Here is a 20,518-nt window from a genome sequence, read left to right as displayed (position 1 = left end):
CATATTGTCATATCAATATGGGATATATGCCTATTTGTTGGGCGTAAGGCAAGTTTCTGACCTCACATCACTGTGAAGGTGAGGCTGTTCCGTGCAAGGAGCGACGCCGGTCGAGTCGCGAGAGCGTCGAGCTTCCCCAGCCCGCTGCGCGGGCCGGAGGACGATGGCCGGGCTGCGGCGCAGGGCCTTGGAGCGAGGTGATGAAGGCCCGCGCCATCTTCCCGCTGAATTCCGAAGGGAATCCGGCTAGACTCACCTCATGCATGGTCGTTTTCCGATCCTCTACATCGCCGAGGCGGACGCCGAGGAGGCGGTCCTGTCGTCGGGGGCGCTGGCCCAACTGGTCGAGGCTGTCCCCCAGGCGACCTTCACCGTCGTCGGCTCGCCGGCCAGCGCACCGCTGTTCGCCGATCTGCCGCGCCTGCAGCGACTGATCACGCTTGATCGCGACGGGCGCTGGGACTGGATCGCCCTGTGGAACCAGGTGCGCGAGACCAACTGGGGCCTGGTGGTCGACATGCGCGGCTCGACCCTGTCGGGCAAGCTGCGGCGCCAGCGGCGGGCGGTGAAGGGCAAGCCCCTGCCGGGCGTCCACCTGGTCGAACAGGCGGCGCGGACCCTGCAACTGGACGAAATTCCCGCTCCCCGCCTGTTCATCGGGCGCGATACGCAGGAGGCTGCCGACGCCCTGATCCCGCCGGGCGACGGTCCGATCCTGGCGATCGGACCGGGCGCCGACTGGATCGGCAAGCGCTGGCCGGCCGATCGCTACGCCAAGATCGCCATCTCCCTGCTGGGCGAGGGCGGGCCGCTGGCCGGCGGGCGGCTGATGATCGTGGGCGAGGAGGCGGACCGCGACGCGGCCCAGACCGTCCGCTCGGCGGTCAAGCGCGACCGGGTGATCGAACTGCAGGGACGGCTGACGCGGCTGCAGACGGCGGCCGCCCTGTCGCACGCGACCCTCTATCTGGGCGGCGACTCCCTGTGGACCCAGCTGGCCGTGGCGGCGGGCGTTCCGGCGGTGGCGGTCTTCGGCCCTTCGGATGAGACGCTGAAGCGCCCCTGGACCGGCGTCGCCGTACGCGGCCCGCGCACGCTTCAGGAATTTCAGGACCTGGACCCGCGCCTGAACCAGCACATTCAGCACATGATGGACCTGCCCTATGAGCGGGTGCTGAAGGCGACGAAAAAGCTGCTGGCGGAACGGGCGGCCTGATCGCCGCTCGGCTTGCGCCCCCGGCTGTTCGGCGCGCATAAGCGCCGAAGTTTCAGGAGATGCGCGCGATGACCCAGACCTATGACCTGATCGTTCGGGGCGGCGAGGTGGCCAACCACGCCGGGCGGGGCAAGGCCGACGTCGGCGTCATCGACGGCCGCATCGCCTTCATCGGCGACCTGAGCCAGGCCTCGGCCGGAGAGGTGTTCGACGCCACGGGCCTGACCGTCCTGCCCGGCGTCATCGACACCCAGGTCCACTTCCGCGAGCCGGGGCTGGAATGGAAGGAAGACCTGGAGACCGGCAGCCGCGCTGCGGCCCTGGGCGGCGTCGTCGCCGTGTTCGAGATGCCGAACACCAACCCCAACACGACCGATCCGACCACGCTGGAGGACAAGCTGGCGCGGGCGCGCGACCGGATGTGGACGGACCACGCCTTCTACATCGGCGGCACGCATGAGAACGCCGACCATCTGGCTGAGCTGGAGCGCCTGCCGGGCTGCTGCGGGGTCAAGGTCTTCATGGGAGCCTCGACCGGCGACCTGCTGATCGCCGACGACGAGGGCGTGCGCAAGGTGCTGTCGAACGTGCGTCGTCGCGCCACCTTCCACTCCGAAGACGAATACCGCCTGGTCGAGCGCCGCAACCTGGCCCGCACCGGCGACTGGACCAGCCACCCGGAAGTTCGCGACGCCGAAAGCGCCATCATGTCCACCCGCCGTCTGGTCGGCCTGGCCAAGGAGACCGGCGCCCGCATCCACGTCCTGCACGTCACGACCAAGGACGAGATGGAATACCTGCGCTTCCACAAGGACGTCGCCACGGTCGAGATCACGCCGCAGCACCTGACGCTTGTCGCGCCGGAAGCCTATCAGCGCCTCGGCGCCTACGCCCAGATGAACCCGCCGATCCGGTCGCAGGAACACGTCGACGCCCTGTGGCTGTGGGGGATGCAGCAGGGCGTGGCCGACGTGCTGGGCTCGGACCACGCGCCGCATACGAAGGAAGAAAAGTCCAAGCCCTATCCGGCCTCGCCATCGGGGATGCCGGGGGTGCAGACCCTGGTGCCGCTGATGCTGACGCACGTCGCCAACGGCCGCCTGTCGCTCGAGCGCTTCATCGACCTGACCTCGGGCGGGGCGCAGCGCGTGTTCGGCACGGCGAACAAGGGGCGGATGGCCGTCAGCTATGACGCCGATCTGACCATCGTCGATCTGAAGGCGAAGAAGATCATCACCCACGACCAGCAGGCCACGCGCTGCGGCTGGACCCCCTTCGACGGCTTCGAGGCGACGGGCTGGCCGGTGGCGACCATCGTGCGCGGCCGCGTGGTGATGAAGGACGGCGAACTGATCGGTCAGGCGCACGGCCGCCCGGTGCGGTTCCAGGAGACGCTGGCGGGGTGAGCGCCCTCAAGCCAAAGCTCGGCCTGATCGGCTTCGGCGCCTTCGGGCGCCTGACCGCGAAGCATCTGTCGCCGGGGTTCGACATCCTCGCCCATGATCCGGCGGTCAGCGACGGCGAGGGGCTCGCCCGAATGACGACGCTGGAGGAGGCGGCCGCCTGTCCGACGGTGGTGCTGGCCGTGCCGGTCGGCGTCCTGGCCGAGACGGTCGCGGCGATCGCGCCGCATCTGGCGGCGGGTGCGCTGATCCTCGATGTCGGCTCGGTGAAGGTGAAGCCGGCCGAGGTGATGCTGGACGGCCTGCCCGAAGGCGTCGCCATCGTCGGCACCCACCCCCTGTTCGGCCCTCAGAGCGGCAAGGACGGAATCGCAGGGCTGAGGATCGCCGTCTGTCCCGTGCGCGGCGACAAGGCGGCGTGGCGTGTCGCCGCCTTCTGCAGGAAGGCGCTGGGGCTCAAGGTCTTCGTCGTCACGCCAGAGGATCACGACCGCGAGGCGGCGACGGTGCAGGGCCTGACCCATCTGATCGCCAAGGTGCTGCTGGCCATGGAGCCGCTGCCGACGCGGATGACCACGACCAGTTTCGAACGCGTCGTGCAGGGCGTCGACATGGTTCGCCACGACAGCGCGGCGGTGTTCCGCGCCATCGAACACGACAACCCCTTCGCCGCTGAAGTCCGCCGCCGCTTCTTCGACCTAGCCGAGCAGGCGCGGGCGGAACTGGACGGGTGACCGCTTTCCTTCTCCCGCAAGGGGAGAAGGGGTTTATTTCAGAATGAAATCCGCCACGGCCTCGACCACGCCGGGCGCCAGCGGCAGGGCGGGGTCCATATAGGTCGCGATATTGGCGGCGCGTTCGGCGGGCGCGACCTTCAGGACGTGGTTCACTCCGTCCCAGATCGCCAGTTCGGCGCGCGGCTGGGCGATCTTCAGCGCCTCGGCGTCGGCGATCGTCACCTGAATGTCCGTCGTCCCCTGACCGATGAAGACCGGCCCCTCATAGGCGGCCGCCAGCTTGGCCGGGTCCAGCGTCAGCCAGGAGATGAGGTAGGGCTGGACCGAGGGCCGGAACAACGCCGCCAGCGACGCGGGCGGATCGGCGACCGTGCGGCCCGCTTCCAGTTCGTCGACGGCGGCATAGGCTTCGGTCCTCAGCGGTTCGGGCAGGGCGTTCAGCTGTTCGCGCAGCACGACGCCCGCCGGGCGACCGGCGCCGGACAGCAGCACCAGGCCGCAGACCTTGTCGCCCTCTCCGTCGGGTTTGGCGGCGACAGCGGCCAAGGCGACCAGCGCGCCCTCGCTGTGGCCGATCAGCCAGGCGCAGGGGCGGCCCGTCTTCGCCGCCGCCTCGGCCGCCCACGTGCGGGCGTCCTCGGCATAGGTTGAGAAGCGCAGGTCGGCTTCGGAGGGACCGGCGGCGGCGCTCTCGCCGATGCCGCGCTTGTCGATGCGGACAGTGGCGACGCCGCGTTCGGCCAGACCTTCGGCCAGCAGGCGATAGGTCGCGGCCTGAATGCCGAACTGCGGGCTGTTCCCGTCGCGATCCGTCGGTCCGGAGCCGGGAATGATGACGGCGGCTGCGCGCGTCTCGCCTTCGGGCGTCAGCAGGGATCCGTGCAAGGGTGCAGGGCTGGACGGCGACTCGACCGGCGTCGAAACCGGTGAGAGGAGCAGGGCGGCGGCGAGGGTCAGCATGCTTGTCTCCGTCGTCAGATGGGCAGGGGTCAGAAGGGTTGTCGGTCCGGATCGGCGCGCCACACGCGCCAGCTCTCGAACACCGACCAGGCGGTGGCGATCAGGACGCCGATGATCAGGGCGCTGAACCCCAGAGGCTGGGGCGCGATCGGCGCGGCGACCAGTCCGGCTAGACCCAGGCCGAACATCAGCCGTCCAGCTAAGCGGTTGGAGCGTTCCCACGCCAGCTTGCTCTTGTAGTTCCACGGGGTGCGCACCCCGACGGCGACGTTGGGTCCGACGCGGCCGAGGAAGGCGCCGACCGCAAGTAATAGGAGGGCGGTCAGGGCCATGTGCGCGCCCTGGCTGGGCGGGACGGCGCTGAACAGGGGAAAGGCGATCAGGCCGATGCAGCTGGCGAAGGCCAGCAGGCTGACCAACTGAGCGCTCTTGAGGCTGCGTCGGCGCGCGGGATCGGTCTGCGCTCGCCGCGCGTAAAGGCTGCACCCGCCGACGGTCGCGGCGGCGACTACGCCGAGGCCGCCGATCATCCACGCGACCTGGCCGCGCGGGGCCCAGCCGTCGGCTTCTCCCGCCAGGTTGAAATGGATGGGGATCGGCGTCGTCGGGCCTGCGGTTCCGACCCAGATCGCCAGGGAGGCGACGGCGACGATCAGAACGATCGAGGCCAGATCCAGGGCGTCCGGTTTCACTCTAGTCATGACGGTCCTCCTCCTTTTGCTGCGCCCGTCCCGCTCAGATCCATCAGGAAGGCCAGGGCCTCCTCGACCGCCGAAATCTCCAGCCGATAACGGATCGACTGCCCTTCGCGCTCGGGGCTGACCAGACCGGCCTCCTTGAGCGCGTTGAGGTGGCCGGTGATGGTCGGCCAACTCATGTCGAAGGCGGCGGCGATGTCGCCGGACGCCAGCGGCCCCTTGCGCAGCATGGCGATGATGCGCCGCCGCACCGGATGGGACAGGGCCTTGAACAGGCTGTTCATGGGAAAAGCGTACTTAGGAAATATCCTAAATACAACCCGCGTTCGGCGAGGCGTGCTGGCGTTCACGGCAGGCGCGGCCTATGGCTGAGGTCGGTTCAGAAGCTGCGAGTTGTTCTCATGGAAATCCGCGATCAGATCGTTCTCATCACCGGCGGGGCGCGCGGCGTGGGCGCGGCGGCGGCGCGGGCCTTCGCCGGGCAGGGCGCGCGGGTGGCGATCAACTGGCGCAGCAGCGGCGAACGGGCCGAGGCGCTGGCGACGGAGCTGGGCGAGCGCGCGCTGGCCGTTCAGGCTGACGTGACGGATCGTGCAGGCGTTGACGCGATGGTCGCCGGGGTCGAGGCGCATTTCGGCGGACCGGTCAGCACGGTGGTCAACAATGCGCTGGACTACAGCTTCAACGGCGACGCCCGCGCCCAGATGGCCGATATCCCGTGGGCGGACATGGAGCGTCAGTTCACGACCGTGATCCGCGGCGCTCTGAACGTCATCCAGGCGACGGCGCCGGGCATGACGGCGCAAAAATTCGGCCGGGTGGTCAACATCGGCACCAACCTGTTCCAGAATCCGGTCGTGCCCTATCACGACTACACGGCCGCCAAGGCCGCCCTGCTCAGCCTGACGCGGACGGCGGCGGGCGATCTGGGGCCGTCGGGCATCACCGTCAACATGATCTCGGGCGGCCTGCTGCGCACCACCGACGCCAGCGCGGCGACGCCGGAAGCCGTGTTCGACCTGATCGCCAGCATGACGCCGTTGCGCTCGGTCACCACGCCGGAAGAGTTCGCCGACGCCGCCCTCTTCTTCGCCTCGCCGTGGAGCCGGGCGGTGACGGGACAGAATCTGGTGGTCGACGGCGGCCTGGTGCGGGATTAAGTCACCCCCACAGCAAAGCCTCAGCCAGGACGGATATTATGAGCGGCGTCATTCTGATCACCGGAGCCACCTCGGGCATCGGCCGGGCGGCGGCGCGCCGTTTTGCGGGCGCGGGCTGGAAGGTGATCGCCACCGGCCGCCGTCAGGAACGTCTGGACGAACTGGTCGCCGAACTGGGCGCGGATCGGGTCCACGTCGCCCCGTTCGACATGCGGGATGAGGCCGCCATCGACGCGGCGCTGGACGCCTTGCCCGAGGGCTTCCGCGACATCGACGTGCTGATCAACAACGCCGGTCTGGCTCTGGGCACGGCGACGGCGCAGGAGGCTGATCTGGCCCAGTGGCGCCAGATGATCGACACCAACATCACCGGTCTGGTGACGCTGACCCACCGCCTGCTGCCGCGCCTGATCGCGCGCAAGGGGGCGATCCTGAACATCAGTTCGGTGGCGGCGACCTATCCGTACAAGGGCGGCAACGCCTATGGCGGGACCAAGGCCTTCGTGCGCCAGTTCTCGCTGGGGCTGCGCTCGGACCTGCACGGGACTGGGGTGCGCGTCACCTCCATCGAGCCGGGCATGGCCGAGACGGAGTTCACCCTGGTCCGCACCGGCGGCGACCAGGCGGCGTCCGACGCCCTCTATGGCGGCGCTCAGCCCATGACCGGCGAGGACATCGCCGAGACCCTGTTCTGGGTCGCGACCCTGCCGACGCACCTGAACATCAATGCGCTGGAGCTGATGCCGGTCAGCCAGTCCTTCGCCGGCTTCCAGGTGGCGCGCGCCTGACGCGACGGAGGAATGACGTCAGGCGGGTTGGGCCAGCCTGACGTCGGTCTCAGCGGCTTCGGCGGCGAGGACGGTTTTCGGCGCGATCCGGACGAAGCGCGGCGCGTATTTCGGCCAATCCGCCAGGATGCGCTGGGCCAGGGGCGAAGCGGTGGCGCTGGCGTGGGCCTCGATCAGGGCCTTCAGCCGGGATTCGGCTTCAGCATCGATGCGGCCGATCCCGGCCAGGTCGCCGTTCAGGGCCTGGGCGGCGCGGCCGTCGACGTCGAGCACGAACAGTTCGCCGCCGCTCATGCCCGCCGCCAGGTTCCAGCCGACCGCGCCGAGCACCACCACCCGGCCGCCGGTCATGTATTCGCAGCCGTGCGCGCCCAGGCCCTCGACCACGGCCTCGGCGCCGGAGTTACGGACGGCGAAGCGTTCGCCCGCCGCGCCCGCCACGAACAGACGGCCTGACGTCGCGCCATACAGGGTGGTGTTGCCGCAGACCTGCTGGTTCTCGCGCCACTCCTGGGGGCGGACGTGGATGTCGGCGCCGGACAGGCCCTTGCCGACGTAGTCGTTGACCTCGCCGGTGACGTCGAGGATCAGGCCGCGTGCGCCAAAGGCGCCGAAGCTCTGACCGGCGATGCCTTCCAGCTTCAGCTTCAGACGGCCTTGCGGGCCCTCGGGGCCGAACTTGCGGACGATGGCCGAGGACACGCCGGCGCCGGCCGTGCGCTGGGTGTTGTTCAGCGGATAGGACAGCTCCAGCGTCTGGCCGCGCTCCAGGAAGGCGCCCGCGTCCTTCAGCACCTGGGCGTCCAGGCTCTCGGGGACGGGCTGGCGCGCCTTGTCGGCCCAGCGGCCGGGCCGGTCGACATCGACCTTCATCAGCAGCGGATTGAGGTCCAGGTCGTCCAGATGCGAACCGCCGCGCCGTGTCTGACGCAGCAGGTCGGTGCGGCCGACGATCTCGTCGATCGTGCGCGCGCCGATGGAGGCCAGGATCTCGCGGACCTCCTCGGCGATGAAGGTGAAGAGGTTGACCACCTTCTCCGGCGTGCCGGTGAACTTGGCGCGCAGGCGCTCGTCCTGCGAGCAGACGCCGACCGGGCAGGTGTTGGAATGGCACTGGCGCACCATCAGACAGCCCATGGCGATCAGGCCCGAGGTGCCGATGCCGTATTCCTCGGCCCCCAAGAGGGCGGCCAGGACCACGTCGCGGCCGGTGCGGATGCCGCCGTCGGCGCGCAGAGATACCGAGGAGCGCAGGTGGTTCAGGCTGAGCACCTGATGCGCCTCGGCCAGGCCGATCTCCCACGGCATCCCGGCGTGTTTGACCGAGGTCTGGGGCGAGGCGCCCGTGCCGCCGTTGTGGCCGGCGATCAGGATGGCGTCGGCCTTGGCCTTGGCGACCCCGGATGCAATGGCGCCGATGCCGGTGGCCGAGACCAGTTTGACCGTGACCTTGGCGTCGGGATTGATCGCCTTCAGGTCGTAGATCAGCTGGGCCAGATCCTCGATCGAATAGATGTCGTGGTGCGGCGGCGGACTGATCAGGGTCGTGCCGGGCACGGCGTGGCGCATCCGGCCGATGAACTCGGTGACCTTGAAACCGGGCAGCTGGCCGCCCTCGCCAGGCTTGGCGCCCTGGGCCACCTTGATCTCGATCTCGCGGCACTGGTTCAGGTATTCGGCGGTGACGCCGAAGCGGCCCGAGGCCACCTGCTTGACCGCCGAGTTGGCGTTGTCGCCGTTGGGGCGCGGCACATAGCGGGCCGGGTCCTCGCCGCCCTCGCCGGACACGGCGCGCGCGCCCATTCGGTTCATTGCGATGTTCAGGGTCTCATGGGCCTCAGGCGACAGGGCGCCGAGCGACATGGCCTGGGACAGGAAGCGGCGGCGGATGTCCGAGACGCTCTCGACCTCGTGAAACTGCACCGGGGTCAGACCGTCCTTGAAGTCCAGCAGATCGCGTAAGGAAAGGTCAGGCTGCTCGCGGACGGCTTCGGAGTATTGCTTGAAGCGCCTGTAGTCGCCGCGGTTCACCGCGTCCTGCAACAGGTGGATGGTCTTCGCGTCATGGGCGTGGGCCTCGCCGCCCGCACGGATGCGGAAGAAGCCGCCCATGGACGGGGAAGGTACGGCCGCGCCGAAGGCGACCGAGTGACGCTTGAGCGCCGCCTGCTCCAGACCGGCCAGGCCGATGCCCGAGATGCGCGACGGGGCGCCGGGGAAGAACTCGGCGGCCAGGGCCCGCGACAGGCCCAGGACCTCGAATTCGCAGCCGCCGCGATAGGCGGAGATGATGCTGATGCCCTTGCGCGCCAGCACCTTCAGCAGACCGGCCTCTATGCCGTGCTTGTAGTTCAGGCAGGCGTCGTGGAGCGTCAGGCCCGGATAGGCGCCGCGATCCAGACGCTCCTGGAACAGCTCCTGCGCCAGCCAAGGATTGACGGCGGTGGCGCCGACTCCGACCAGGACGGCGAAGGCATGCGGGTCCAGGGTCTCGGCGGAGCGCACCACCAGAGAGCAATAGGTGCGCAGGCCCGCCGCGATCAGGCGGCCATGGGTGCCGGCGGTGGCCAGGATCATGGGCGCGGCCAGACGCTCGGCCGAGGCGTGCTCGTCGGTCAGGACGATCAGGGTGGCGCCGTCGCGGGCGGCGGCCTCGGCTTCGTCGCGGATGCGGTCGAGCGCCTGACGCAGGCCGGCGCCGGGGCGGTCGCCTTCTGCCGGAACGGGATAGGTGCAGTCGATCACCGTGGTCGAGCCGTCGGCGACGACGCCCAGCAGGCGCTGGTACATGCCGGTGGTCAGGACCGGGCTATCCAGCACGAAGACCTCGGTCTGGGCCTCGTCCTGGGCCAGGATGTTGCCGAGGTTCTTGAAGCGGGTCTTCAGGCTCATGGCCCCGGCTTCGCGCAGGGGGTCGATGGGCGGGTTGGTGACCTGGCTGAAGTTCTGGCGGAAATAGTGCGCCAACGGGCGCGGCAGGCTGGACAGGACGGCGGGCGGGGCGTCGTCGCCCATGGAACCCACGGCCTCCTTGCCGTCGCGGACCAGAGTGTCCAGCAGCAGGTCCAGGTCCTCGCGGCTGAAACCGGCGGCGATCTGACGACGGATCAGGGCCTCGCCGGTGGCGGCGCGCGGTTCCGGTCCGGGGCCGATGATCGGCTCCAGATCGACCATGTTGTCCAGCCAGTCGGAATAGGGCTGGGCGGCGGCCAGGGCGTCGACGGCCTCATGTTCGTCGTAGATGCGGCCGTGCTTCAGGTCGACGGCGATCAGCTTGCCGGGGCCGATATGCAGGCGGCGCCTGATGCGGCCCTCGGGCAGGGGGACCAGACCGGCCTCCGAGCCCGCCAGCAGCAGGCCGTCCACGGTTTCCACGGCCCGCAGGGGGCGCAGGCCGTTGCGGTCCTTGCCCGCCACGACCCAGCGGCCGTCGACGGCGCACAGGGCGGCGGGGCCGTCCCACGGCTCCATCACCGCGTTGCAATAGGCGTAGAGGGCGCGGTGTTCAGGCTTCATCACCACGTCGTCCGAGGACCAGGCTTCGGGGACCAGCAGGGCCTTGGCCAGGGGGGCGGGGCGCCCGGCGCGGACCAGAACCTCGAAGACATTGTCCAGGGCCGCCGAGTCCGAGCCGCCCGGCTGGACCACCGGCTTGACCTCCTGGTCGCGGTCGCCGAAGGCCGAGGCCGCCATGCGGATCTCGTGGCTGCGCATCCAGTTCAGATTGCCCTGGAGGGTGTTGATCTCGCCGTTGTGGGCCAGCATGCGGAAGGGCTGGGCCAGCTTCCATTCGGGGAAGGTGTTGGTCGAGTAGCGCTGGTGGAAGACGGCGTAGCCGGCCTCGACCGTGGGGTCGTTCAGGTCATGATACAGCTGGCCCAGCAGCTCGGCGCGGACCATGCCCTTGTAGACGATGGAGCGGGCCGACAGGGAGCACAGGTAGAAGCCGTTCAGGCCGCTCGCCTGCACCGCCTTTTCGATGCGACGGCGGCACAGGAAGAGCTCGCGCTCCAGCTCCTCGATCTCCATGCCTTCCGGCGCGGCCAGCATGATCTGCTCGATCTCGGGTCGGGTGGCGTCGGCGCGGACGCCCACGACCGACAGGTCCATCGGCGTCTGACGCCAGCCGTAGATGTAGAAGCCCGAGCGGATGGCCTCGGCTTCGACGATGGCGCGAGCGTGGTCCTGGGCGCCCAGGTCGGTGCGCGGCAGGAAGACCTGACCCACGGCGATGGGGGCGGGACGCAGGGTCTGGCCGACGGCGCGCACCTGAGCCGCGAAGAATGCCTGGGGCAGTTCGATCATGACGCCGGCGCCGTCGCCGGACAGGCCGTCGGCGTCGACCGCGCCGCGGTGGGCCACGGCCTTCAGCGACTTGATGGCCATCTCGACGATCTCGCGGCGCGGCTTGCCGTCGATGGCGCAGACCAGACCCACGCCGCAGGCGTCGCGTTCCGAGGACGGATCATAGGCGCCGGCTTCGATCAGTCGGGCGCGGTTTTCTTCGTAGTGGGCCAGCCAGTTTTGTTGCTGTGCGTCGGTCATGCGGCGGCTTCCTCGGTGCGCGCGCGCAGGTAACGGTCGATTTCGGCAGCAGCGTCCTGGCCGTCGCGCACGGCCCAGACGACGAGGGAGGCGCCGCGCACGGCGTCCCCGGCGGCGAACACGCCGGGCAGGGTGGTGGCGAAACCGCCGCGCGCCACCTGCAGGGTGTTCCATTTGGTCAGGCCGAGCCCGGCGTCGAGCTGCTCGGCGAAGGCCTCGGGCTCGAAGCCGAGGGCCTCGATCACCAGATCGGCGGGCAGATCGAAGTCGGAGCCGGCCAGGGGGGCGATGTCGCGACGGCCGCTGGGGGCGGCTTCGGTCAGGGCCATGCGGTGGGCGCGGACGGCGACGACGGCCTCGCCCTTGGACATCAGGGCCTTGGGCGCGCCCAGCCATTCGAAGCGGACGCCTTCCTCCTCGGCGTTCTGCACCTCGCGGGCGGAACCCGGCATGTTGTCGCGGTCGCGGCGATACAGGCAGACGACGCTGTTCGCGCCCTGACGGACGGCGGTGCGGACGCAGTCCATGGCCGTATCGCCGCCGCCGACGACGACGACGTCGCGACCGGCCGCGTGGGGCGCAGAGGCATCGGCGGCGTCGCCGCAGTCGACGCGGTTCTGGGCGATCAGGAAGTCGAGCGCGGCGACGGTGTCGTTCGGACCGCGACCTGGAACGCTCAGGGTGCGGGCCTGATAGACGCCCATGGCCAGAAGGACGGCGTCGTGGCGCGCGCGCAGCTCGTCCATCGTCACATCGACGCCGACATTGGTGTTCAGCGCGAACTCGACCCCGCTTTCGATCAGGCGGTCGACGCGGCGCTGGACGATGCGCTTCTCCAGCTTGAAGCCGGGGATGCCGTAGGTCAGCAGGCCGCCGGCGCGGTCGTGGCGGTCATAGACGACGACGGCATAGCCTTCGCTGCGCAGGCGATCGGCGGCGGCCAGACCGGCCGGGCCGGAGCCGACGACGGCGACGCTCTGGCCGCGTTCGGCCAGGGGACGGATGGGCTCGACCCAGCCGTTGTCGAAGGCCGCATCGGCGATCCAGGCCTCGACCGAGCCGATGGTCACGCCGTCCCAGCCGGATTGCTGCAGGGTGCAGGCGCCTTCGCACAGGCGGTCCTGCGGACAGATGCGGCCGCAGATTTCGGGCATGGTCGAGGTGGCCGAGGCGACGCGCCAGGCCTCGCGCAGGTCGCCGTCCGCCGACAACGCCAGCCAGTCGGGGATGTTGTTCTGAAGCGGACAGGCGTTCTGACAGAAGGGCACGCCGCAGTCGGTGCAGCGCGACGCCTGGGCCGTCCCGCGCTCGGCGGTCGGTTTGAGCGTGATTTCCGTGAAGGCGCGTACGCGCTGCTCGGCCGGCTGTTTCTCAAGCCGCCGCTGTTCAATCAGGAAACCGCCTGGGTTGGAACGTCCGCCTTTTTGCATCCGCTCATTAAACGGTGTGGCGAGGCGACTGACAAAATATTTTTTCTCAATCTGGCTGAAAAAGTAATCGACCGGAAGATTTTTTCTCTGGTTTGCTGCTTTCCGGCAGCAATGGGCCTTTCTGTGGTGTGCGATGCAGTGGGTTTTGCGAGCGTCGCTCAGGGCGCGCAACGCGTCTCGCCGGAGCGTATCCGCACGAAGCGGTCGCGAAAGTCGGGCTAGCGATAGTCCGCCGGATCGATGTTGAGGCGCTTGAACTTGCCGTAAAGCGTCTTCCTGGGCGTCGCCAGGCGGGCGATGACCTCGGAGACGTTGCCCCTGGCGGCCTGCAAGGCTTCGCGGATCAGAGCGGCCTCGAAGGCGTCCACCCGATCTGTGAGACTTTGAGGCGACGGCGTCGCGGCGGGTTCGACGTCCGGGGCGTTGACCAGGGTGCTGAGGGCGAAATTGCGCAACTCCCGCACATTGCCGGGCCAGCTATGCTCCATAAGGTGTCGGCGAATGGGGTCGGATACGGCGTAGGCGTCCATCTCCGTCCCCTGCTTCCGGTCCGCCAGGAAATGCGCGAACAGCGGCAGGATATCCTCTCGTCGTTCGCGCAGCGGGGGCATCCGCAAACGCACGACGTTCAGACGATAGAACAGGTCGGATCGGAAAGCGCCCTCTCGAGCCGCGCCTTCCAGATCCCGTTTCGAAGCGGCGATGACCCGGATATCGACAGGATAGGGCTCGCCGCCCGGCGTCAGGGTGCGTTCCTCGAGGACGCGCAACAGCTTGACCTGGACGCCGGGGCTCATGCTGTCGATCTCGTCAAGGAACAGCGTGCCCTTGTCCGCCGCCTCGATCCGGCCGACCTGGGCGGTGCGACGATAGCCGGAGCCGTCCAGCGTCTGGCCGAACAGCTCGACCTCGGCGAAGTGATCGGGGATGGCGCCGCAGTTGACCGGTATGAAGCTCTTGCCGCGTCGCTTGCTGAGACGGTGCAGGGTCAGGGCCGCGAGCTCCTTGCCGGTGCCGGTTTCCCCTTCGACCAGAACGTCCAGATCCGATGCGGCGATGCGGGCGATGGCCTCGCGCAGGGCGACCATGGCGGCGCTTTCGCCGATCAGCAGGGCGTTGGCGTGGGCGGCGGCTTCCGTCGCCGCGCGGAGCGCGCGATGCGCCAGGGCGCGGGTCCGATAGTCCTGCGCCTGATTCACGGCGTTGATCAGCCGATCCATGGCGAAGGGTTTGGTCAGGAAATCGAAGGCGCCGTCCTGCAGCGCCTGAACCGCCATCGGAACATCGGCGTGCCCGCTGATCAGAATGACGGGAATCTGCGAATCCAGTTCGCGAATGCGTGAGAACAGCTCCAGTCCGTCCATGCCCGGCATGCGGATGTCGGACACCACCACGCCGCGGAACTGAGGCGTCAGGGCGGCCAGGGCCTGGGCGGCGTCAGGCAGGGCCTGAACGACGATTGATTCAAGATCCAGCGCGTCGACGATCGCGCGCCGCAACTCGGCGTCATCCTCGATGAACAGAACCGAGGGGGGAGTTTCCGGAGTCGTCATGCGCGTCTCAATCGAACACGAAACGCAGCGCCGCCCAAGGGCGAAGCCGCCAGGGAAAGGGAGCCGCCGAACTCACGGGCGATGTCTCGGGCGATGCCGAGGCCGAGGCCCAATCCAGTCGGCTTGCTGGTGACGAAAGGCGTGAAGAGGGACCCCGCCAGCTCGGGAGAGACGCCTGGACCGTTGTCGGCGATGACAATCGAAACATCCTCTTCGCCGATCTCCATGACGACGGCGATGGTCGGGTCGGGCCGACCCTGCAAGGCGTCGGTCGCATTCTGGATCAGGTTGATGAAGATCTGCTCCAGCCGCATCTTGTCGGCGCAGACTCGCAGAGTCTCCACAGGCGGGGTCCAGTCCAGGCGAACGCCGGCCGTGCGTAAACGGTCGCCGATCAGCAGCAGGGCGCCGTCCAGCGCCTCGTTCAGGCTGACTTCGTCCACCAGCGGGGTCCGCTTGCGTGAAAAGGAGCGCAGCTCCGTCGTGATCCGCGCGACGCGGTCGGTCAGGTCGACAATGGACGCCAGATCGTCCTGAACCTTGGCGATGCTGCCGCGCTGCAGATAGCGCGCGCCGTTTTCGGCGAAGGCGCGGATCGCGGCGATCGGCTGGTTGATCTCGTGGGCGACGCCGGCCGTGACCTGGCCGATCAGGCCGAGGCGGTTGGCCTGGGCCAGTTCTTCGCTGGCGGCGCGCCACCGACGGTCGGCCGCCAGGCGCCCTTGTGATTCCTCGCGCAGGCGGCGATTGGCGTCGCGCAACTCGCTGGTGCGCGCATCGACTTCCTCCTCCAGGGCCTGACGGGCGCGAACCTGGGCCAGGCGGCCCATGTGGATGCGCCAATAGGCGGCGAAGGCCATGACGGCGGCGGCCAGGACGGCGAAGACGACCAGGCGGGCCTGGAGGTTGGCGCTCCTGTAGGCCGGCTCCAGCGAAGCCACATGCAGCAGGGATGCGCCTTCGATGGCCGCAGCCGTTCTCGACGAACGAAAGCGGCCTTCCGCATCGGCCATGCTCAGGTCCCCGTCTCTATTCTGCATGAACCGGAGCGGCGACAGCGGCAGGGAGGCGAACTGAAGGGCGCTGCGGATGCCCTGATGATCTTCAGGCGTCAGCGGGCGTGTGGCGCGAAATCGCCAGGGGTCGTGGTCGGTGATGATGACGACGCCGCGAGGATCGACGACCAGGGTGTGCTCGGCCGTTCCGCTCCATTGCGCTTCCAGATCGGCGAAATCGATTTTGACGACGATGACGCCCAGGGTTCGAGCGCCGTCGTCGATCCTGCGGGCGATGAAGAAGCCTGGCCGCCCGGTGACCGAGCCGACCGCAAAGAGTTCGGCCTCCCCATGAGCCATGGCGTTGAGGAAGTAGGGGCGATAGCTGAAATTCTGTCCGACGAAGCTGCCGGGCTCGTTCCAGTTGTTCGCCGCCAGCGTCAGGCCGTTCGGCGCGATGACATAGATGGCGGCCGCGTCGGTCCGCTCCGCCAGCAGCTCCAGCTTGCCGTTCAGGCGCGCCACGGAATCGGGACGGGCGTCGCTGAGCACGGCGTGGACGTCGGGGTATTCGCTCAGCACCAAGGGAAGGAGGCGGAACTTCTGGAGGGCGCCGGCCAGTTGGCGCGCGCGCTTGTCCGCCTGCTCGGCGGCGGCGGCGTCCGTCGCCAACCGGGCCTGGCGCGCAGCCCAGTAGGCGCCGCTCCAGACCGCCAGTCCGCAGCCCAGGATGAGGCTGACCGCCACCAGCGTCAGCATGCGGTGTCGCGGCTGCAGGGCGTTTCGCATGGAACTGTGTGGTTTGCGGGACAAAAGGCGGTCTCACATGGGCGGTTTTCGGCACGCCGGAGCGGCGCGGGATCGGGACGAGACAGGCGTTAAAATGAAGAAAAACATCGTGTTGTGAAGTTTTCGCGCGACTGCGTTGCCGCCCCGATCATCCCCATGACTATCATTCTTCATCGAGCCGTCGCAGAGCGGTTTAAGGGATTGGGGGCGCGGATATGTCAGATTTGATGAGCCGGGATCACTTCGATTGCAAGAATAGATTCTCCCGGAGTCGGTGATATGTCTTCAATGACTAACGCGCGCCGCCTCAAGAACATCATAGGCGGATCAACAGGCAATCTAGTCGAGTGGTTTGACTGGTATGCCTATGCTGCGTTCGCGCTTTATTTTGCGCCGATCTTTTTCCCGAGTGAGGATGGAACGGCCCAACTTCTAGGCGCCGCGGCCGTTTTTGCGGTCGGTTTCCTGATGCGGCCCATCGGCGCCTGGATCATGGGCGTCTACGCCGACAGACGAGGCCGCAAGGCCGGCCTGACCTTGTCGGTCACCCTGATGTGCGCCGGCTCCCTGCTGATCGGCTGCACGCCGGGGTACGCCCAGATCGGCATCGCCGCGCCGGCCCTGCTGCTGGTCGCCCGGCTGTTGCAGGGCATCAGCGTCGGCGGAGAATACGGTTCTTCGGCCACCTACCTGTCCGAGATGGCGACGGCCAAGAACCGCGGCTTCTGGTCCAGTTTCCAGTATGTGACCCTGATCTCGGGCCAGCTTCTGGCCCTGCTGTTGCTCATCGTCCTGCAGGCGACGATGACGGATGAGGCGCTGAGCGCCTGGGGCTGGCGCATTCCCTTCTTCGTCGGGGCGGGCCTGGCCGTGGTGGTGTTCTGGCTGCGCCGGGGTCTGGACGAGACCAACGCCTTTAAGGCGGAAGACACCCGCGCCGCGCCGAAATCCAGCGCCATGCTGCTGATCCTCAAGCACCCGAAGGAAGCGCTTCTGGTGATGGGGCTGACGGCCGGCGGCACGCTCGCCTTCTATACCTACACCACCTATCTGCAGAAATTCCTGGTCAACACGTCGGGCTTTTCCAAGGACGCGGCCACCCAGATCAGCGCTGCGGCCCTTCTGGTCTTCATGCTGCTGCAGCCCGTCGTCGGAGCCTTGTCGGACCGGATCGGGCGGCGTCCGGTGATGATCGCCTTCGGCGTGCTGGGCGTGCTCTTCACCGTGCCGATCATGTCGGCCCTGGCCACGGTGAACAGCGCGCCGGCGGCCTTCGCCCTGGCTCTTGCGGCCCTCGTGATCGTGTCCGGCTACACCGCCATCAACGCCGTGGTGAAGGCCGAACTGTTCCCGGCGCATGTGCGGGCCCTGGGCGTGGCCCTGCCTTACGCCATCGCCAACGCCCTGTTCGGCGGCACGGCCGAGTACGCCGCTCTGTGGTTCAAGTCACAGAATAACGAGAGCGCCTACTTTTGGTACGTGACGGTCATGATCGGCATATCGCTCATCGTTTTTGTTTTCATGAGAGATACTAAACATAAGAGCATGATTACTCACGATTGAAATCAGTATTAGCGAGCGTAATCACAAAAACCCGGCTGCGCAGCGAGGGGCTGTAACGCAGGTCTGGAGTGGGAGGGACTGAGCGATGATTAGGGATTTCAGTGAAGTTGGCTTGAAAGCGGCGAGCCTGGCGTCAGCCAGTCTGCTCAGCCTGACGGCGGGGACGGCGTTCGCTCAGGAACGAGCGCAGCCTGAAACCGCCGAGGCCGCGCGGGTGGACGACATCATCGTCACCGGCGTGCGCGGAGCGCCGCGCACGGCGATCGAGAGCCCGACGCCCATCGACGTGTTCAACGCCGAACAGTTGCAGCAGGGGGCTCAGACCGGCGTGTTCGAGTCGGTGCGTTATCTGGTGCCGTCCTTCAACCTGCCGGCGCGATCTGGCGGCGGCAGCTCCACCGTCATCGCCACCGGGGCGCTGCGAGGCCTGAACCCGGACCAGACGCTGGTGCTGGTCAATGGGAAGCGTCGTCACCGGACGGCGCTGATTAACTCGGTTTCGACGCTCTACAACGGCTCGGTCGGGGTCGACCTGAACATGATCCCGTCCAGCGCCATCGCCCGGGTCGAGGTGCTCCGCGACGGGGCCGCCGCCCAGTACGGTTCGGACGCGGTGGCGGGCGTCATCAACGTGATGCTGAACTCCAGCGCCCAGGGCGGCAGCGTTTCGGTCGCCCATGGTCGAAACTTCGACCGCAATGACGGCCGCTATGTGAACCTGGACGCCAACCTCGGTCTGGCGCTGGGCGAGGACGGCTTCCTGAACCTGTCGTACAGCTTCATGGATCGCGGCGCGTCGAACCGGGCGGAGCGCATCGCCGATTCCGTGCGTCTGTATCCGCTGTTGCCCGACGGTTCGCTCGACCCGCGCGAAGCGATCATCGACCGGATGGTGACGACCAACTACGGCACCATGCCTCAGGTCTCCAACGTCTTCGGGGCGAATGCGGCCTATACGGTCAGCAATGAGCTCGAACTCTACGCCTTCGGCACCTACGGTCAGCGCAAGTCCGACCTGAGCTGGACGTGGCGGCCGCCCACCAACATCACCGTCCTGCCCGAGATCGCGCCGGACGGCCTGCGCACCCTGACCGTCATCAAGGACAAGGACTATGAGGCGGTCGTCGGCGCCCGTGGCGCTCTGGCCGGCTGGGATTGGGACCTGTCGACGGGCTACGGCTCGAACGTTTCGGACTGGGAGAACTACAGCCTGAACGCCAGCCTGGGGCCGAGCAGTCCGCGTCATTTCTACATCGGACAATTGGCGTCGGCCGAGTGGGTCAATGCGCTGGATGTAACGCGCGGTTTCACGCTCGAGAACGCCGGCGAGTTGCAGGTGTCCTTCGGCCTGCAACACCGCTGGGAGAACTACACGATCGAGCAGGGGGACGAAGCGAGCTGGATCCAGGGCGATTACGTCCGTCCGCCGGGCCAGCCGTTCGCGGGCCAGCCCCTGCCTCCTGGCACGCAGTCCACGCCGGGGTTCCGGCCTGAAGACGAGGCCGACGTCAGCCGCAACAACTACAGCGTCTATGGCGAACTGGGCTGGAACCCGACCGAGCGGTTCTATCTCGGCGGGGCCGTGCGCTACGAGAATTTCGACGACTCGGCCGGCGACACCACCATCTACAAGATCAGCAGCCGGTATGAGTTGAACGACTGGGCCGCGCTGCGGGCTTCGTTCAACACGGGTTTCCGCGCCCCCAGCCTGGCGCAGCAGGCCTATTCCGCCACCACCAGCCAGTTGCGCGACATCCGGGGCACCGGGGTGGCCGAGTCCCTGCGGTTGAAGAACTTCCAGGTCAATTCGCCGGAGGCGATCGCCCTGGGCGCGAAGCCGCTGACGCCGGAAATGTCGGAGAACCTGAGCGTGGGCTTCACCCTGACGCCCTTCTCGAACTTCGTCCTGACGTTTGACGCCTATCAGATCGACGTCGCCGATCGCATCGCCGTCACCACGACCTTCTCGCCGATCGATACGCGTCTGTCGGCGGACGGGGTGACGACCATCGGCGAACAGCTTCAGGCCATCATGGTGGCCAACGGCCTGTCGCCGGATGTCAGCGGTCAGTACTACACCAACGCCATCGACACGCGGACGCGCGGCTTCGACGTCGTCGCGACCTACAAATACGGCACGGTCGGTTTCGGCGATTTCGATTTCAGCTTCGGCTACAATCAGAACGAAACCGAGATCACCGGCATCATCGACAATCCGCCGGAGCTGGCGGCGCTGGGCGATATCGTCATCTTCGACCGCAGCAAGCAGGCGGCGCTGACGGAATCCTTGCCGAAATCCAAGATATCGCTCAACGGCGGCTGGACGCTGGATCGGCTCAGCGCCAACCTGCGTCTGACGCGGTTCGGCGAATACACCACGCGACACTCGTCCAATCCGGCATTGGACCGCGAGATCGAAGCCGCCTGGATCACCGATCTTCAGGTCAACTACGACGTGACGGACGCCGTTCGCCTGACGCTGGGCGCCAACAACATCTTCAACGTCTACCCGACCAAGATTCAGGAGCCGTCGGCCGACCTGGGCAATGGGATGTACAGCGGGCTTGCGCCGTTCGGCTTCACCGGCGGATCCTGGTTCGTACGCGCCGCCTACAAGTGGTGATCTAGGGGAACGTTCCGGAGGCGTCGCTGCAACGGCGTCTCCGGATCTGGGTGAGAGG

14 protein-coding genes are annotated in these 20,518 nt (G+C 67.8%); 7 read left to right on the top strand and 7 right to left on the bottom strand.

Annotation, left to right across the window (positions count from 1 at the left end):
- Positions 1 to 259: 259 nt before the first annotated feature.
- From V8J38_RS14735 to V8J38_RS14725, 3 genes are all read left to right on the top strand, one after another.
- Complete coding sequence (locus V8J38_RS14735) at positions 260 to 1,216, top strand: glycosyltransferase family 9 protein (protein WP_338576717.1); 957 nt, start codon at positions 260 to 262, stop codon at positions 1,214 to 1,216.
- A gap of 68 nt (positions 1,217 to 1,284) precedes the next feature.
- Complete coding sequence (locus tag V8J38_RS14730; RefSeq protein WP_338576711.1) at positions 1,285 to 2,622, top strand: dihydroorotase; 1,338 nt, start codon at positions 1,285 to 1,287, stop codon at positions 2,620 to 2,622.
- Positions 2,619 to 3,353 carry a prephenate dehydrogenase gene (locus V8J38_RS14725; RefSeq protein ID WP_338576709.1) on the top strand — a complete coding sequence of 245 codons (735 nt, stop codon included), beginning with the start codon at positions 2,619 to 2,621 and terminating at the stop codon, positions 3,351 to 3,353. Before V8J38_RS14730 ends, V8J38_RS14725 begins: the two co-directional genes overlap by 4 nt.
- Before the next feature lie 33 nt (positions 3,354 to 3,386).
- Here V8J38_RS14725 and V8J38_RS14720 read toward each other — a convergent pair whose 3' ends face one another.
- Genes V8J38_RS14720 through V8J38_RS14710 form a run of 3 tightly spaced genes read right to left on the bottom strand, consistent with a single transcriptional unit; the run spans position 3,387 to position 5,298 of the window.
- Entirely contained in the window at positions 3,387 to 4,316 is a 930-nt protein-coding gene (locus V8J38_RS14720) for an alpha/beta hydrolase (protein WP_338576708.1), read from the bottom strand.
- A 29-nt stretch (positions 4,317 to 4,345) separates the two neighbouring features.
- Positions 4,346 to 5,017, bottom strand: coding sequence for an SdpI family protein (locus tag V8J38_RS14715; RefSeq protein WP_338576706.1), 672 nt, complete (start codon positions 5,015 to 5,017; stop codon positions 4,346 to 4,348).
- The gene (locus V8J38_RS14710) at positions 5,014 to 5,298 is read right to left on the bottom strand and encodes a metalloregulator ArsR/SmtB family transcription factor (protein ID WP_338576705.1); all 285 of its coding nucleotides are present in this window, start codon (positions 5,296 to 5,298) and stop codon (positions 5,014 to 5,016) included. The genes V8J38_RS14715 and V8J38_RS14710 overlap by 4 nt, the downstream gene beginning before the upstream one ends.
- Before the next feature lie 117 nt (positions 5,299 to 5,415).
- On the opposite strand from V8J38_RS14710, the gene V8J38_RS14705 reads away from it, so the two are divergent.
- Positions 5,416 to 6,174 (top strand): 3-oxoacyl-ACP reductase, encoded by a 759-nt coding sequence (locus V8J38_RS14705; RefSeq protein ID WP_338576704.1) that lies wholly within the window; start codon positions 5,416 to 5,418, stop codon positions 6,172 to 6,174.
- A 38-nt stretch (positions 6,175 to 6,212) separates the two neighbouring features.
- Complete coding sequence (locus V8J38_RS14700) at positions 6,213 to 6,962, top strand: SDR family NAD(P)-dependent oxidoreductase (protein WP_338576702.1); 750 nt, start codon at positions 6,213 to 6,215, stop codon at positions 6,960 to 6,962.
- An 18-nt stretch (positions 6,963 to 6,980) separates the two neighbouring features.
- Here the strand turns inward: V8J38_RS14700 and gltB are convergent, their stop codons facing one another.
- From gltB to V8J38_RS14680, 4 genes are all read right to left on the bottom strand, one after another.
- Positions 6,981 to 11,507, bottom strand: coding sequence for a glutamate synthase large subunit (gltB, locus tag V8J38_RS14695; protein WP_338576700.1), 4,527 nt, complete (start codon positions 11,505 to 11,507; stop codon positions 6,981 to 6,983).
- A complete protein-coding gene (locus V8J38_RS14690; RefSeq protein WP_338576698.1) occupies positions 11,504 to 12,937 on the bottom strand; it encodes an NAD(P)-dependent oxidoreductase in 1,434 nt (477 codons plus the stop codon). The genes gltB and V8J38_RS14690 overlap by 4 nt, the downstream gene beginning before the upstream one ends.
- Before the next feature lie 218 nt (positions 12,938 to 13,155).
- A complete protein-coding gene (locus V8J38_RS14685) occupies positions 13,156 to 14,490 on the bottom strand; it encodes a sigma-54 dependent transcriptional regulator (protein ID WP_338576696.1) in 1,335 nt (444 codons plus the stop codon).
- Complete coding sequence (locus tag V8J38_RS14680; protein WP_338576694.1) at positions 14,487 to 16,274, bottom strand: sensor histidine kinase; 1,788 nt, start codon at positions 16,272 to 16,274, stop codon at positions 14,487 to 14,489. The genes V8J38_RS14685 and V8J38_RS14680 overlap by 4 nt, the downstream gene beginning before the upstream one ends.
- Positions 16,275 to 16,553: 279 nt before the next feature.
- On the opposite strand from V8J38_RS14680, the gene V8J38_RS14675 reads away from it, so the two are divergent.
- Together V8J38_RS14675 and V8J38_RS14670 are read left to right on the top strand one after the other, a co-directional pair.
- Positions 16,554 to 17,837, top strand: a complete 1,284-nt coding sequence (locus tag V8J38_RS14675) for an MFS transporter (RefSeq protein ID WP_338576692.1) — start codon at positions 16,554 to 16,556, stop codon at positions 17,835 to 17,837.
- Positions 17,838 to 17,949: 112 nt separating this feature from the next.
- Complete coding sequence (locus V8J38_RS14670) at positions 17,950 to 20,460, top strand: TonB-dependent receptor plug domain-containing protein (protein WP_291777421.1); 2,511 nt, start codon at positions 17,950 to 17,952, stop codon at positions 20,458 to 20,460.
- The last annotated feature ends 58 nt before the right edge of the window (positions 20,461 to 20,518 follow it).

Origin of the sequence: Brevundimonas olei (genome assembly GCF_037055245.1) — a bacterium.
Lineage (GTDB): Bacteria > Pseudomonadota > Alphaproteobacteria > Caulobacterales > Caulobacteraceae > Brevundimonas > Brevundimonas olei.
The sequence above is the reverse complement of the archived record's forward strand: the minus strand, read 5'-3'. Positions and strand labels throughout refer to the sequence as shown.